Annotated in this window: 15 protein-coding genes and 3 pseudogenes; 11 read left to right on the plus strand and 7 right to left on the minus strand. The window is 68.3% G+C overall.

The window, feature by feature from the left end; genetic code table 11:
• Positions 1-153: 153 nt before the first annotated feature.
• Positions 154-1,587 carry a protein kinase domain-containing protein gene (locus tag BFF78_RS06275; RefSeq protein WP_069777359.1) on the plus strand — a complete coding sequence of 478 codons (1,434 nt, stop codon included), beginning with the start codon at positions 154-156 and terminating at the stop codon, positions 1,585-1,587.
• 210 nt (positions 1,588-1,797) lie between these two features.
• Here BFF78_RS06275 and BFF78_RS06280 read toward each other — a convergent pair whose 3' ends face one another.
• Positions 1,798-2,871: an alkene reductase gene (locus BFF78_RS06280; protein WP_069777360.1), complete on the minus strand. Its 1,074-nt coding sequence runs from the start codon at positions 2,869-2,871 to the stop codon at positions 1,798-1,800.
• 114 nt (positions 2,872-2,985) lie between these two features.
• Here BFF78_RS06280 and BFF78_RS06285 point away from each other — a divergent pair, with 114 nt between their 5' ends.
• A complete protein-coding gene (locus BFF78_RS06285; protein WP_069777361.1) occupies positions 2,986-3,354 on the plus strand; it encodes a MerR family transcriptional regulator in 369 nt (122 codons plus the stop codon).
• Positions 3,355-3,532: 178 nt separating this feature from the next.
• Here the strand turns inward: BFF78_RS06285 and BFF78_RS06290 are convergent, their stop codons facing one another.
• Entirely contained in the window at positions 3,533-4,192 is a 660-nt protein-coding gene (locus BFF78_RS06290; RefSeq protein ID WP_069777362.1) for an NADPH-dependent FMN reductase, read from the minus strand.
• A 278-nt stretch (positions 4,193-4,470) separates the two neighbouring features.
• On the opposite strand from BFF78_RS06290, the gene BFF78_RS47930 reads away from it, so the two are divergent.
• The 5 genes and pseudogenes from BFF78_RS47930 to BFF78_RS06305 all read left to right on the plus strand — a co-directional run bounded on the left by BFF78_RS47930 (position 4,471) and on the right by BFF78_RS06305 (position 6,612).
• Positions 4,471-4,632, plus strand: a complete 162-nt coding sequence (locus BFF78_RS47930; protein ID WP_418346622.1) for a DUF4291 family protein — start codon at positions 4,471-4,473, stop codon at positions 4,630-4,632.
• Between the two features lie 238 nt (positions 4,633-4,870).
• Positions 4,871-5,152, plus strand: a pseudogene (locus BFF78_RS49025) (recombinase family protein); the annotation flags it as partial.
• A 48-nt stretch (positions 5,153-5,200) separates the two neighbouring features.
• A complete protein-coding gene (locus tag BFF78_RS49030) occupies positions 5,201-5,389 on the plus strand; it encodes a recombinase family protein (protein WP_237282606.1) in 189 nt (62 codons plus the stop codon).
• 12 nt (positions 5,390-5,401) lie between these two features.
• The gene (locus tag BFF78_RS47940) at positions 5,402-6,010 is read left to right on the plus strand and encodes a hypothetical protein (protein WP_227025729.1); all 609 of its coding nucleotides are present in this window, start codon (positions 5,402-5,404) and stop codon (positions 6,008-6,010) included.
• 155 nt (positions 6,011-6,165) lie between these two features.
• Positions 6,166-6,612 carry a hypothetical protein gene (locus BFF78_RS06305; protein WP_069777364.1) on the plus strand — a complete coding sequence of 149 codons (447 nt, stop codon included), beginning with the start codon at positions 6,166-6,168 and terminating at the stop codon, positions 6,610-6,612.
• Between the two features lie 507 nt (positions 6,613-7,119).
• Here the strand turns inward: BFF78_RS06305 and BFF78_RS06310 are convergent.
• The 3 genes and pseudogenes from BFF78_RS06310 to BFF78_RS06320 form a co-directional block, all read right to left on the minus strand.
• A pseudogene (locus tag BFF78_RS06310) lies at positions 7,120-7,422 on the minus strand (DUF4291 family protein); the annotation flags it as partial.
• A gap of 144 nt (positions 7,423-7,566) precedes the next feature.
• Complete coding sequence (locus BFF78_RS46000; protein WP_159032951.1) at positions 7,567-7,893, minus strand: hypothetical protein; 327 nt, start codon at positions 7,891-7,893, stop codon at positions 7,567-7,569.
• A gap of 833 nt (positions 7,894-8,726) precedes the next feature.
• Positions 8,727-9,302, minus strand: coding sequence for an isochorismatase family protein (locus tag BFF78_RS06320; RefSeq protein ID WP_069777366.1), 576 nt, complete (start codon positions 9,300-9,302; stop codon positions 8,727-8,729).
• A gap of 78 nt (positions 9,303-9,380) precedes the next feature.
• Here BFF78_RS06320 and BFF78_RS06325 point away from each other — a divergent pair, with 78 nt between their 5' ends.
• Positions 9,381-9,833: a MarR family winged helix-turn-helix transcriptional regulator gene (locus BFF78_RS06325; protein ID WP_069777367.1), complete on the plus strand. Its 453-nt coding sequence runs from the start codon at positions 9,381-9,383 to the stop codon at positions 9,831-9,833.
• Positions 9,834-9,851: 18 nt separating this feature from the next.
• Here BFF78_RS06325 and BFF78_RS06330 read toward each other — a convergent pair.
• Positions 9,852-10,483: pseudogene (locus BFF78_RS06330) on the minus strand (helix-turn-helix transcriptional regulator); the annotation flags it as partial.
• 157 nt (positions 10,484-10,640) lie between these two features.
• Between BFF78_RS06330 and BFF78_RS06335 the strand changes: the two are divergent.
• On the plus strand, positions 10,641-10,856 hold the full coding sequence (locus BFF78_RS06335) for a 4-oxalocrotonate tautomerase family protein (RefSeq protein WP_069777368.1): 216 nt from the start codon (positions 10,641-10,643) through the stop codon (positions 10,854-10,856).
• Between the two features lie 94 nt (positions 10,857-10,950).
• Positions 10,951-12,054, plus strand: coding sequence for a Kelch repeat-containing protein (locus BFF78_RS06340; protein ID WP_069777369.1), 1,104 nt, complete (start codon positions 10,951-10,953; stop codon positions 12,052-12,054).
• A gap of 71 nt (positions 12,055-12,125) precedes the next feature.
• On the opposite strand, the gene BFF78_RS06345 is transcribed toward BFF78_RS06340, so the two are convergent.
• The gene (locus BFF78_RS06345) at positions 12,126-12,926 is read right to left on the minus strand and encodes a helix-turn-helix transcriptional regulator (protein WP_069777370.1); all 801 of its coding nucleotides are present in this window, start codon (positions 12,924-12,926) and stop codon (positions 12,126-12,128) included.
• A 200-nt stretch (positions 12,927-13,126) separates the two neighbouring features.
• On the opposite strand from BFF78_RS06345, the gene BFF78_RS06350 reads away from it, so the two are divergent.
• Positions 13,127-13,864, plus strand: a complete 738-nt coding sequence (locus BFF78_RS06350) for an SDR family oxidoreductase (protein ID WP_069777371.1) — start codon at positions 13,127-13,129, stop codon at positions 13,862-13,864.
• Positions 13,865-13,925: the final 61 nt, after the last annotated feature.

A 13,925-nucleotide genomic window follows, 5' to 3' on the forward strand; every position in this document is an offset into this window, starting at 1 on the left:
CCCCCGCTCTGGCCGACCGGTCACGTGAGTCGGCAGTACGCGCGCTCCTGCCGTACGACCCGCCGGGCCGCGGTGGTGGCAATGGCCCCGTCGAGGACGCGCCGTAAGCTGCGCCGGGATTCTGATTCACGGGAGGCGTGAGTGGGGCGGGAAATGGTCCTAGGCGGCCGGTACGAGCTGGTCGAGAAGCTCGGTCAAGGTGGCATGGGAACGGTCCATCGCGGGGTGGACCAGCGGCTGCGCCGCACTGTCGCGGTGAAACTGCTCTCCTCGGCGCTGGCTCATGATCCGCAGTCACGAGCCCGTTTCCGGCGCGAGGCGCACGCGGCTGCCGCGCTGAACCATCCAGCGGTGGCCACCATCCACGACGTCGGCGAGGAGCCGCACCCGGATGGCCCACAGCCCTACCTGGTCATGGAGTACGTGCAAGGCGCCACCCTCGCCGAGGTCCTGCGAGACGGCCCACTGCCCGTCGCCGACGCCGTCAACGCGGCATGCGCGGTGCTGGACGCGCTGCGGCACAGCCACGAGTGCGGGATCGTGCACCGGGACATCAAGCCCTCGAACATCATGCTCACCGGACCCGACACCGTGAAGGTCCTCGACTTCGGCATCGCCAAGGCTTTCAGCGAGACCGCCACCCGCATCACTGGGAGCGGTGCGGCGATCGGCACTCCCGCCTACCTTTCCCCTGAGCAGATCAACGGGTCGGAGATCGACCATCGAGCCGATCTGTACGCGATGGGGTGTCTGCTGCACGAACTGCTGACCGGGCAGCCCCCGTTCCGCGGCGAATCGCCCTTCGCCGTCATGCATCAACACCTGTTCGCCGCACCCGAGCCGGTCTCGCGGCTGAGACCGCACATACCACCGGCGGTGGAGGCAGTGATCCTGCGCGCCCTTGGCAAGGACCCGAAGGAACGGTTCGCCGATGCCGGGCAGATGCGCGCAGCCCTCGCCGACGCCCTGACACAGACCTCCATGCCGACGGTCCAGGCCACCACGCCCGGGCCCCCGGCGACGCGATCCGGCGGCCGAACCGCTCTCCGGGACAAGTTCCGTATCTCACTGCGTCCTTCCGCAGACAGCGCTCTGGCTCTGCTCGGATGCCTGCTTTCGCTGCTGTGCGCCCGTGGCCGACTGGTGGACACCGCTCACTTCGGCTGGGTCGCCATCGCGGCCGGCGTGTTGGGGCTGGTGACGCTGCCGTGGTCGACACGCTTGTCGTGCGTGGTGGGCTGGGGACCGGTGGCCGAGGCCGTGGCGGTCAACTCCGAACTGCGGCGCGCCTACGTCGGATGGGCCCACTCCTACGTCGCCCTCGCCGCTCTGCTCGCGCTGACCGCCGCCTGCTGCCTCGTCAGCGCGGCACGCAGTCAGGAGCGCGGCGCCGGCTCGCTGGTCGCCTTCTGGTTCAGTGCCACGGCGTCGATCTGGTACTTCCTCGACGACCTGCACAAACTCTTCGTCTTCTACCTGCTCCTGTCACTGGTGGCCATGGCCACCGTGTCGTGGGAGACCGTCGAACCAGTGCGTCGCTGGGCCTCGGACAGACGGGCAGCCCCGAAAGCCCATCCGCCGGCGTGACGCCGCCCGGCCGCCGGTGGACGGCCCAGGAGCCGGGCAGTCGGCCGAGACGATCTTCCCCCGGGCCGCCGGGCTCGCCGAAGACGGCCGGGACACACCGATCCTTGCGGGGGTCCCGGACGCTGCTGCCGGACAGTCCGCTCACGCATCGCGCACGCAGGAGCCCGGTCGGGCCGGACCGTCTATGTCGTCGATCCGCCCAGGCGGGCGTCAGGCCGTGTGCTGATAGGTCGGATAGGTGAGGTAGCCGGTATCGCCGCCCTGGTAGTACGTGGCCTCGTCGACAGGAGCGATCGGCAGGCCGGTGCGGAGGCGTTCGACGAGGTCGGGGTTGGCCAGGAAGCCGCGGCCGAAGCTGATCAGGTCGGCGCCGAGGCCCAGCCAGTGGTCGGCTTCCGCGCGGCCGGTCTGCTTGGGGCCCATCGGGAGGACCGGATTGACGATCAGGGTGCCGGGCCAGGCGTGGCGCAGACCCAGGAGCACCTCCTCGTCCGTGGTCACCTCCAGGTGGACGTAGGCGAGTTGGAGCCCGGCCAGTTCGGTCAGCAGCGCGGTGTTGAGGGCGAGTGCGTCGGTCTCCTCGACGTCCCAGAAGCCGCCCCCTGGGGAGAGGCGGATGCCCGTCCTGGCCGCGCCGATCGCGTCCACCGTCGCGGCCACGGCCTCCACGGCGAACCGGATCCGGCCCGCGATCGTGCCGCCGTAGCGGTCCGTGCGCCGGTTGGCGTTGGAGGAGAGGAACTGGGAGATCAAGTAGCCGTTGGCGCCGTGGAGTTCGACTCCGTCGAAGCCCGCGTCGATCGCGCGGCGGGCCGCCTCGGCGTACGCGTGGGCGTGCTGGGGCACCTCGGCGGTGTCCAGTGCGCGGGGCATGGGTGCGGGCTGCGGGCCGGTCGGGGTGAAGACGTCGCCCACTGCGGCGATCGCCGAGGGGCCGACGGGCTGGTGGCCGGTCGTGTCGGGGTGCGAGACCCGGCCGCCGTGCATGAGCTGGGCGAAGATCCGTCCGCCGTTGATGTGTACGGCGTCGGTCACGGCACGCCATGAGGCGGCCTGCTCATCGGTGTGCAGTCCGGGCGTGCCCGGGTTGGACTGCCCGATGAGGCTGGGCTGCACGCCCTCGGACACGATCAGTCCGGCCGTCGCGCGTTGCGCGTAGTACGCCGCCATGGACGGTGTGGCAAGGCCCCCGGCCGCGGCCCTGACGCGGGTCATCGGGGCCATCACCATCCGGTTGGGCAGGGTCAGGTCGCCGAGTCGGTAGCTGCTGAACAACGTCGTCACGTCGGACTCCTCCGTCCGTATCGCGTGCCCGGATGCCGGGCACAGCGCTACGCTAAAACCTGACATGGATGTCAGAGGCAAGCGGTGTGGCGTGGTTCACCATGGGAGGCAGTCGTGCGGATCGGCGAGCTCGCGGCGCGTACCGACGTCAGCGTCCGGTCGCTGCGCTACTACGAGGAGCAGGGGCTGCTGACCAGCAGCCGTAGCGCCAGTGGGCAGCGGCATTACACGGAGGCCGAGGTGGAGCGGGTGCGATTCATCCAGCGCCTGTACGCGGCGGGCCTGTCCAGTCGTACGATCGCCGAGCTGCTGCCCTGCGTCGACACGCCCAGCGAGGGCAACTACGATGCCGCTCTCGAACGGATGGCGCAGGAGCGCGACCGGCTCTCCGAGCACATCGACGAACTCGTGCGGACCCGGGCCGCATTGGACGCCCTGATGGCCACGGCACGAGCCCATCGGGAGAGCGAGGCACTCGCGTAAGGGCTCCGCTGTGCGTCAGGTGAGGGGGGCGAGCGCCCCACGCACTGCCGGCCGGATACCGGCGCGTGATCGCTGCTGCCACCGGCGTCCGCGGTAGCTGCATGCTCTGCGCTTCGGCGACAGTGGGATTCCGCCCGTCTGCCCACTCAGGTCGAGTTGAACGTGCGGCGTCCCGGCGTCACTTCTCGGCCCGCTGGGTGATGGCCGCCTCGGTACGGTCTCCCAGGAACTCGTACCAACGGCGTTCGAGGCAGACGTAGCGCACGTCCGCTTCGACGAGGCTCAGGAAACCCGACACGGTCTCGGTGAGACGTTGCTGGAGCCCAGGGTCGGCCAGCGTTCCGTCGTCGGCGAAGGCCTGGTAGCTGTTGGCCACGCTGAACATGTCCGGGTAGACGCGGGTGCCCAGGTGCTCCAGGGGAATCCTCAGGGCCCACAGCCCACGGTTTCCTCCGACCAAGGACGGCGAGGCGGAGACGAGCAGCGCGTGCTTGGTCTTGAACGGCTGCGGCCGGACACGCGAGACCCAGTCGATCGCGTTCTTCAGCAGTCCCGGCACGGACGCGTTGTACTCCGGCGAGGAAATGACGAAGGCGTCGCTCTGCTCGAGCCGGTCGCGTAGGGCGAGGGCGCCGTGCGGCAGCCCTTCACTGGACTCCATGTCACCGTCGTACAAGGGCATGTCGAAGTCGCGCATGTGGGCGAGGTCGACGGTGGCACCGGTGTCGGAGAGGAGCCGGGCCACGAGGGAGGCGAGGCGGGCGTTGACCGAATCGGCCCGCAGGGCCGCGCCGAAGACCAGGAATCGCAGCGGGCTGGGAAGCGTGTCCGTGGGCATGGGTCCGTCCTTCCATCGCGGGCAAGCGCCACCAGGAGGGCGCCTCACCGACCAGTGTGGTTCCCCGGCTGACGTCACGCGACAGGGCCGGGAACCGACGGATCCGACCAGGTCAGAGCCGTGGTCTTCGTCAGCCTCGCTGGTGAGCGAGACCCCTGATCAATAGACCGGCAGCCCCTCCGCCGCAGGTCATGACGCCCGAAGGTCCACTTGATCACCGAACGGACCGGGCGGTAACTCGATGGCGCGTACGGAACGGCGTGCCCACCCTGGTCCCCGTGGCAGAACCCAAATACCAGATTCATGCCCGGCACACGGACTCCACGGTCATCGTCTACCAGGCGTACGGCCCGGAGATAGGCCTGCCGGCGGCCCGGGAGGGCCGTTTCCCGGCGGTGTGGCAGCGGGACCGGATGACATGGAACAAGCCGCGTTCATAACCTCTTCCCACGGCTGAAGACGACAAGGACCAGCAGACGGACGCCCGGTTACGGAGGGCCCTCCGAGCCAGGCAGGCAGTCGGCGGGCAGCGGGAGAAGAAGCATCGCGCCAACTGAGCAGGGGAGTCGGCGGCGATGTACTGCCGTATCTCCCACGTGAACGACGACGACCAGACGGGCATGGAGCGCCGGGAGAGCATCTGCCGCGAGGTGGCGGACCGGCTTGGGTTGATAGTCGATGAAGACCAGGTCTTCGTGGACAATAACCGGTCGGCATGGCAGCGGGAGCGCAAGCGGCCGGGGGTGGGATGCGCTACTGGCCGAGGCCAGCGAGGGCCACGTGCGACACGTCCTCACGTACCACCCGGACCGGCTGATGCGACAGCCGCGCGATCTCGAAGAGCTGTTGCAGATCGCCGGCGATCACGACATCACGTTGCATGGTCAGGCGAACCGGCGTGATCTCGCGGACCCCGATGACCGCTTCTTCTTGCGTATCGAGGTCGCGCACGCGTGCCGGTCGAGTGACGACACGTCGCGCCGACTGATCGACTCCATGATTGACCGCGTGCAGGATGGGAGGCCGCACACCGGCCGACGACGCCACGGGTACGACAAGACCGGCACGGCGATCGTCCCTGAAGAGGCCGCCACCGTGCGGGAGATCTTCACTCGCCATCTCGACGGAGTGAGCCCGGTCCAACTGGCCAAGGAGCTGTACGAACGCGGCGAGAAGACCGCCGAGGGGCGCAGCTGAAGTGCCCCGCGAGTGCGGGATGTTCTCGACAACCGCCACGTCGCCGGGATCCGTGTCTTCCGGAGCGAGGAGGTGAGGGATGGCGAGTGGCCCGCGATCATCGATCGGGGGACGTGGCTCGAAGTCCGTGAGCGCCGCGCCTACCGGCTGGACACTCCGCGCTGCAACAGGGCCGTCTCCGCACCGATCTTGGAAGAGTTCGTGAGCGAAGCCACCATCAACCTCCTTGAGCGGCTTGATCTGTCGGAGGCGCCGACGCCCCCTGAACTGTCGGAGGAGGATCGGACCGCGATCGAGGCCGACCGTCGCGCGTTGGACGAGCTCAAGGACATGTGGCAGAAGCAGGAGCTGAAGACTCGGGAGTATCGCGAGATACGCAAGACCGTTGAGGCGCGCATCGCGGAGATAGAGCGCAAGATGATCGTCCGTCCGACCACCGAGGCTCTGGATGGCCTTGTTGGGCCGCACGCGCGGGTGAACTGGGAAGCCCTGAAGGAGGCGGAGGAGTACGAGCGGATGAACGCCGTAATCCTCCCAGGACAGGGAAGAGGGGGCCTGATCACCAGGTCCCCTCTAATGTCTCGCGATCCCGTTACCGATGCTTATCTTGCTGGGGCATGAGTGACACGAACAGGGTCACGAGATAATAGGTGGCGAATCGGAGAAAAGTTGTTTGCGAGGGCCGTGGCAATCTAAAATACGCTCTTCGCAGGTCTTGCCAGGGCGGGTAAACCGCGATACTTTTCCCACTCGATGCGCGAATAGAGGAGGTGGAAGTGTCTTTTTTGATAAACCCGAGCTTTGAGGGTAAGGAAGATCATTGGGCGCGCATTAATTTCGCGAACGCCACTACCCTCGGCTTCGATCCTGTGCAAGGGGTTAGCGCCAAGTCTGGAAGCATCTTCCTGACACTGCGGTCCTCGGTTGCGAGCGGCTCCGTCGGGCAGGATGTGATCACGCCTCAGGGGCTGACGAGCATCTCGGCCTTTGCCTGGGTCCGCGCCGGTCTCGATGGTCCCGTCTCGGGGGCGCTTGCCATATGGCAACTCGACACGGACCCTAACCGACCCATGCCGGCTGCGTTCGTCGCAGGGAACGAGTGGACCCTTGTCACGTCCACTCTCGATTTTCCCAACCCGACGGCAAGCAAGACCATTCGCATCGAGGTCTACGTCAACGAGGCGAACAAGAGTCTCCTCATTGACAGCGTAAATGCTTTCTAGCGGATCTCGATTTCAGTGGCACGCGTGACAGAGCTTATTTCACCCTGCCCAGCCAGCAGGTGAGAAGGAGCTCATGGCGGAAGCCTTGATCTCAGAGTACCCTGAGTGTCTCCGAGCATTTAGACCCATTCCGCTTCAGAGTATGTTCGGAGAATCACTAGTGTTTCGTGATCCCGTTACCGATGCTTCAAGCGAAGCCTCGCAGGTCACCCCAGGATCTCCTGCTGGGTCGTGAGTGGCACGTACGGGATCACGAGACACTAGGTGTCTTATTCGAGCTTGCCCCCTGGCGGTCGTTCCAGGAGGCGAGCCAGGCGCTTCGCCGATTCCGGGCCGATCTTGGTGGAGAACGTCCGGCAGATTCTGTCCAGGTGGTGGGCTTTTTCTGCTTCACGGTCATGTCTCGTCAATGGCTCACCCCCTTCCCGAACTCTTCGCGGGCTATCTCGCAGTAGCGCGCGATGTCATCGGCGATTCCGGCGGCGATGAGCGCAGCGCCGGGGGACCGCGATCGGGATGCAGGCCGCGAACGTAGCTCGACAGGCAGGCGTGGCGCAGCGCCCAGTCGAAGCCGACGCGGGTGATCTCGACGGCAAGAACGGTCCCCTGCCCGGCACTGGTGCCCCAGTTAGAGCGGTACATCATCCACAGGAAGCTGGGTCTAATCCACGTCATGCGATCCCGCAGCCACGTGGAGGGAAAGCGGCCGTCGCGGACAGCGGGCACTCCGATTTCAGGGGCGTAGGCCTGGTAGACGGTGATCGTGGATGCCGTGTGGAGCGCACGGATCCGGTGGTGCGGTTCTTCCATGGCGTACAGCGTGGGGTCGGCCAGCTCAGGTGGCCACCGATTTTCGACTGCTGCTCGCTACGACGGAGTACGCCAGCCGCAGCACCGTGCGGGTTGCCAGTCCGGATGGCTCGCGAGTCCGCCGAGATGGGAGGCTCCGTGCGGTCAGTCGAACGCCACGACCAGGCGGACGCCGTCATCACCGAAGCGGCCTGCCAGGGCCTTCAACACGGCGAATACATGTGGCCAGTGCGTTTCGGGTCCCAGGACGGCGCCAACGGTCAACGGTTCGTATGTGCCGATCACTTCGTCGGTGGCCCACTCCACGCGTTCCGTCGCATTGCGCAAGTCCGCGGGCGGCACACCTACCGCAGACAGAGCTTCCGGCGGCCAGGAATCGGAAACGAGTTGTTGATGCAGTGTCGAAGGCAGCGATTTCGTGCGCCAGGTCAGCCGGCCGATGAAGTGATCAGGCGCGGTCGCGAGATCCATCGAAGCAAGCTCCGCCCAGCTGACCCAGGTCGCGCCGTGCAGGTCGCCCGCTCCGACCCAGGACCCAACTGCGAACGCATCCCGTTCGACAGATCGGCGGGAAGGCCGCGGTCTGGTGCGAGCGGTTGAAAGCCCGCGTAGTTGCGTACTCCGAAGAGACAGCCGAAGGCCGCGTAGTCGGTCTCGTCGTACAGCGGCCAAAGGTCCATGGCGGCCACCCACGCCTCACCGTCGTAGTAGTCGGTGCCGACGCCGGGGTGACGAAACTCGATGCCGCCGTGGATGTCCGTACTCACGATGCGGCACCGTAACAGCGCCGGGGTGAACAGGCACGCGCGTTTATCGGCTGATCAGCAACGGAGACGGGCCGTGTTCCCATCGATGCGCAGGATGCAGTCCCTGAAGAGGCCCAAGGGCACGCTACCGTCCGAAGGGTGCAGGGTCAGCCCCAGATCCATCAAAGGCCGGATGGCCTTTGCGTGTCGGCTCCCGTCAGGGTCAGGGCCCTGTACGGCCGCCCACGCCTCGAACAGCGGGCTGACGGGCTCCCAGCCCGGACCAGGCAGGAAGTGGCACAAGAATGTCGGCTGGTCGATCCCGTACTCACGGAGTTCACCGACCCGCACCTCTCCCTGCATGAGCCACCACGTCCCGGTCATCCTGGGCCCCTCCCCGGTCTACGACACCGAAAGCACGTTACTGAGCTTCGCCGTGTGATGTCTCCGTCTGGCGGAGTGCGCTGAACTGCGGGGACAGGCATCCACCGCACATCAGCACACGAAGATCACCAGCGACCGCACAGAAACCCCGTCTGGCCGGGCATGCGCTGGTGGCTACCGTGCCGGTTCGGCCGCGGGGTGCTGGATCAGACCGTGCAGGGCCGAGATGACCTCTTGGCCCGTCGGGGTGGTGAAGTCGCGCACGAGGTCGGTGGCGAGGCTGGCGACGCTGGTGATCCTGCCTCCGGCCGCCTCGATTTGGCGGAAGGCGGCCTGCTCGGTGCGCGGCGAGAGTCCACCGCAGGCGTCGAGGAGTACGGAGACCTCATAGCCTGCCGCGATGGCGTCAAGTGCCGTGTGCAGTACGACGATCTCGCTGGTCACGCCGCAGATGGCCAGGTTCTTACGGGGCTGGGAGGTGATGGCCCGGCGGGTGGCCGCATCGTCCCAGGCGCACGGTCCGCTGCGGACGAAGACGGGCGTTTGGGGGATGGATGCCTCCTCGATGACCGCAGGGCCACCCGGGCGTGGCGCCGCCGAGAGGGTGACCGGGATGTCCAGCAGCTGAGCCAGGTGGGCCAGGAAGCCCACGGATCGCCTGATCGTGGCCGGTGAAGTCGTGCCGCTGAGCTCGACGATGCCTTCCTGGAGATCGGCGAGGTGCAGCTGGACGGTGGCAGGACTGAGCATGACTGACCCTTTCGCCATTTCGGTCACCATTCGAATCATTCAGAGTGTGAATGATTCGGCTAATGTAGCATTGCATCTATGGCTCTTGGCAAGGTGAACTCCAGCGTCGTTTTCCGCCTCGGCGTACTCGGGACGATGGCGATCGATCTCTTCGCGGCCCGCATCAAGGCCCATGAACTCAAGCCCAAGCACGTCGGATTGATGGTGGTGCTGGACACCGGGAGGGCCTCGTCGCAGCTTGAGATCGCCGGGGTGATGGGCGTCGCGCCCAGCCTCGTCGTGGCATTGGCCGACCACCTCGAGAAGCTCGGTGCGATTCAGCGGGTAAGGGATCCGGCCGACCGCCGACGCCAGGTGCTGAAACTGACCGAGCATGGCCGGGAACTGCTCGCAGCCTGCGGAGAGCTGGCACAGTCCGCCGACGCCGAATTCGCCGCAAACCTGACCGCGACGGAGAGGGCCGCACTCACCGGCCTGCTCAACCGGCTGGCCACCCCCCAGGGTCTACTGCCGGAGGCAACCCACCATTAATGATCTTCATTGACGCCGCGCGGCGAACTCCTCGCTGCGCCGCCGCAACTCGCCCACAAGACCGCCCACTTCGGCATCACGGCCGCGCCGTGCGGCGACAGCCCGCAGGTCGGCGACGAACACCCGGGACTGGTGCGGGTGTTCGTCCGACGGTAGAGGGCGCGGGAAGCGGGATCGGTGAACCAGCGGTGGATGAAGCTCGCCCTGGCCCCGCGCCCGGTCGGCTGCCGGCCCACGAGCGCGATGGCCGCCTCGTTCTGTACGAGGGTCTGGTGCAGGTCGGTGGTGATCTGCGCGGGAGTCGCCGCGAGCCGGTCGAGGAGCGCCGGCAGCCCCGGCGTGATGTGCGCGGCCAGGCCGCCCGCGGCCAGGGGCACGGGACGCTCGGCGAGGTGGAACAGATGGTCGCGCTCGTCGCCGCCGAGGCGCAGCGCACGGGCGAGGGCGGCCAGGACCTGTGCCGACGGCTGGGGGCCGCGCCCGCGCTCCAGCTCGGTGTAGTAGTCGACCGACAAGCCTGCGAGCTGAGCCACCTCCTCGCGCCGCAGTCCGGGGACCCGGCGCCGGGGCCCGGCGGGCAGACCGGCGTCGGACGGCCGGATCCGCGCGCGCCGGGACTTGAGGAACGCCGCGAGTTCGGAAAGGTCCATGCCCGCATCGTGCCGCGTACGACCCAGGCGAACCAGGGGACGGCAACCCCAGGGTGTGCACAGCCTGGCTGCCGTCCGCGGACCAGGTGATGGTGGGAGGGCGGCGAACGCACGACGCCGCAGCCCGCCCATCCCAACTCCGGCAGGAGCGAACGCGATGCCGTACGCGAACTTCAAGGTCCCCGCAGGCACCCTCACCGACGAGCAGAAGGCGCAGATCATCACCCGCACCACCGACCTGTACACCGAGATCTACGGCGAACGTGCCCGCGCCACCACCCTGGTGCTCGTCGAGGAGGTGCCCGACGGCGGCTGGGGCATCGGCGGCCACGTCCTGACCGCCGCCGAGATCCAGCAGGCGCCCGCAGGCTGACCGCACCTCCATCGGCGCCGGCCCGGCGCATCCGCAGCCGGGTCGGCGACGCAGGCGGCCACCACCAACCCGCAGGAGGGAGAGGCAAGATGAGATGTTCCGACGCGACGTTCTGATCCGTGGAACGGCCTTGCTGGCCGCGCTGGACGCACCCGCTGTGCCGGCTCACGCCCATTCCGGCCCCGTGGATCCGTCCGGCTCACCGGGCACTCCCAGCTCACGGGTCCCGGGCGGGTACCGCACCGGGTGGCAGGGGCTGCCGCCCATCGGAGGCGGCGCCCGGCAGGAGCACGGTACCGTCGCCCTCGGCAGCAAGGTCTACGTGATCGCGGGCATCACCCCGACACCGGGCGGCGGCTTCACCACCACCAACCGGGTCGAGGTCTACGACTCCCGGACCGGGCGCTGGTCGGACGTCGCTCCGCTGCCGGTGGCGATGAATCACCCCAACGCCGCGGCGGTCGGCGGCAAGATCTACGTGCTCGGCGGCCTTTCCGGCGGGGAATCCTGGCAGGCGCTGCCCAACGCCTATGTCTTCGACCCGCGCACGAACCAGTGGTCCCCCGTGCCGTTCATGCCGCCGGGCACCGAGCGGGGCAGCGCAGCCATCGGCGTGCACGGACCGAAGATCTACCTCGCGGGCGGGATGCGGACACTGACGCCCCAGCCCGGCGGCCTTCAGGACACCGTCGATACCGTGTCCTGCTTCGACGTCACCACCGGCCGTTGGGAAACCCTGCCCAGCCTGCCCGAAGCCCGCGACCACGCCGGTGGCGCCCTCATCGCGGCGACCTTTTACGTCGTCGGTGGCCGTGACCGGGGGCAGGCCCACGTACGGGGCGAGGTCTTCGCCCTCGACCTGCGCACCCGTAGGTGGGGCCGGCGTGCCCCCATGCCGACGGCTCGCGGCGGCATCGCGGCGGCGGCCGTCGGCACGACGATCTACACCTTCGGCGGTGAAGGAAATCCGGCACCGGGATCCCACGGCGTCTTCCCCGACACCGAGGCATACGACACCACGCGCGACCGCTGGCGGACCCTCGCGCCCATGCCGGTGCCCCGCCACGGCACCGCCGCTGCCGCCGTGGGCGACACGATCCACATACCCGGCGGAGGCACCAAGGGCGGCGGTGCCCCCGTGGACACCCACGACGCCTACCGCCCGCACGGACGCCGACCCGGACAGGTTCCGCCATAGCGGCCATGGAACGCGGCCATGGAATGTGGACCGTTGCCGTCGCCCCGACACCGCGCGAGTAGCCGCCAGGATCAAGCGGCGGATTCCCGGCCGTCGGAGTAGATCACCAGTGTCTGTTCCGGCTGTTCGGCCAGGTGGAACGCGGTGTAGGCGAAATCGACCGTCCCGCGTCCCGGGGTCCGCAGCCGTTTGCGTCCGCCGTGCCGGGCTTGCACGTCGTACTGCGGCCACCAGGCACGCACGTGCGGGCTGCCCGCGTTCAACTCGTCGATCAGCCGGGTGTACCGGACATCGCCCGGGTGGCGGCCGGCCAGCGTCCGCAACCGGGCAAGCAGGCCGCGTGCCTCGGGCTCCCAGTCGACCAGAACGTCCCGGGCCGCGGGTTCGAGGAACACCCAGCGCGCGAAGTTCGCCGGCAGGTCCGCGGGTGTGGTGAGGCGCGGGAAGAGTTCATCTGCCGCCTGGTTGCAGCTGAGCACGTCGTAGGTGCCGCCGATGATGTACGCCGGGTGCGGCTGGAGCAGGAGCGGGACGGCCGCCACCTCGGCCGGGAGCGGCTCGGGTGCTTCGGGTTCGGCCGCGGGCGCGTGTCCGGCCAGCCGGAAGAGGTGATCGCGCTCGTGCCGGTCGAGTTGCAGCACCGCGGCGAGGGCCTCGAGCACCTGGTCCGAGGCGCGGATGTTCCGGCCCTGCTCAAGGTACGTGTACCAGGTCGCGCTGATCCCGGCGAGCAGCGCGAGTTCCTCCCGGCGCAGGCCCGGGGTCCGGCGTCGGCCGGTGGGGGGCAGCCCGACCTCGTCAGGGGTGATGCGCTCTCTGCGGCTGCGGAGGAAAGCGCCCAGCTCACGGCGTTGGTCCGGCTGTTGCGGCATGGAGGATGACACCTCTGGTTCCAGAATGAACGCGCTCTGGATACCAGGCTAAAGCCATCGCAGACTGAGCCCCGAGCGGGAGGTGCGGCTCTCACCGGTGGCCTGCGGCCGCTCTTCCCCCGGCGCCGGGCGGTCCCGGCGCGCGGACGCGTTCGGGGCGATCACCCGGAACCGGTACCGAGAAGGAAGAGGAAGACATCATGTCGGGAATCGACGGCAAGGTCGTGGCGATCACGGGAGCCGGCAGCGGCATCGGCGAGGCGACCGCGCTGCTGCTCGCCGAGCGAGGCGCGCGGCTCGTGTTGGGTGCGCGCCGGTCCGAGCGCCTCGCGGAGTTGGTGGCCCGGATCGAGAAGGCGGGCGGCGCGGCCGTACAGACCCGCACGGACGTGACCCGAAGGGACGACCTGCACACCCTGGTCGCGCTGGCGGGCGAGCGCTTCGGCCGGCTCGACGTGCTGGTCAGCAACGCCGGAGCCGGCACGATCTCGCCTCTCGACGATCTGCGGGTCGACGAGTGGGACCAGATGGTCGACATCAACATCAAAGGCGTGTTGCACGGGATCGGCGCCGCGCTGCCGGTCTTCCGCGCCCAGGGCACGGGCCAGTTCATCACCATCGCCTCCACTGCCGCATTTCGCATCGTGCCGGCCATGGCGGTCTACGCCGGTACCAAGTCCGCGGTCCGCGCCATCTGTGAGGGCCTGCGCCAGGAAGCCGGTGACTCCTTGCGGGTGACCACCGTCTCGCCCGGCGTCATCGGGACCGACTTCGCCGAGGCATCAACGAATCCACAGGTCCGAGCGGAGATCACGGAGATGCGGGACCGGATCGCGATCCCGCCCCAGGCGATCGCCCAGGCCATCGCGTTCGCCATCGAGCAGCCTGCCACCGTCGACGTGAACGAGATCGTCGTCCGGCCTACGGCCCAGAACTGAACCCGATCAGGTCCGTCTCGGCGATACTGCCTCGCCGGCTTGGCCATCAGACCACCTGACC

This window comes from Streptomyces fodineus (assembly GCF_001735805.1).
GTDB lineage: Bacteria > Actinomycetota > Actinomycetes > Streptomycetales > Streptomycetaceae > Streptomyces > Streptomyces fodineus.

Bases quoted from the DNA above. Each gene is read 5' to 3' on its own strand.
- BFF78_RS06350 (WP_069777371.1), top strand. From the start codon at position 13,127: ATGTCGGGAATCGACGGCAAGGTCGTGGCGATCACGGGAGCCGGCAGC.
- BFF78_RS06325 (WP_069777367.1), top strand. From the start codon at position 9,381: ATGGCTCTTGGCAAGGTGAACTCCAGCGTCGTTTTCCGCCTCGGCGTA.
- BFF78_RS06320 (WP_069777366.1), bottom strand. From the start codon at position 9,302: ATGCTCAGTCCTGCCACCGTCCAGCTGCACCTCGCCGATCTCCAGGAA.
- BFF78_RS06275 (WP_069777359.1), top strand. From the start codon at position 154: ATGGTCCTAGGCGGCCGGTACGAGCTGGTCGAGAAGCTCGGTCAAGGT.
- BFF78_RS06335 (WP_069777368.1), top strand. From the start codon at position 10,641: ATGCCGTACGCGAACTTCAAGGTCCCCGCAGGCACCCTCACCGACGAG.
- BFF78_RS46000 (WP_159032951.1), bottom strand. From the start codon at position 7,893: ATGGATCTCGCGACCGCGCCTGATCACTTCATCGGCCGGCTGACCTGG.
- BFF78_RS06290 (WP_069777362.1), bottom strand. From the start codon at position 4,192: ATGCCCACGGACACGCTTCCCAGCCCGCTGCGATTCCTGGTCTTCGGC.
- BFF78_RS06345 (WP_069777370.1), bottom strand. From the start codon at position 12,926: ATGCCGCAACAGCCGGACCAACGCCGTGAGCTGGGCGCTTTCCTCCGC.
- BFF78_RS06340 (WP_069777369.1), top strand. From the start codon at position 10,951: ATGTTCCGACGCGACGTTCTGATCCGTGGAACGGCCTTGCTGGCCGCG.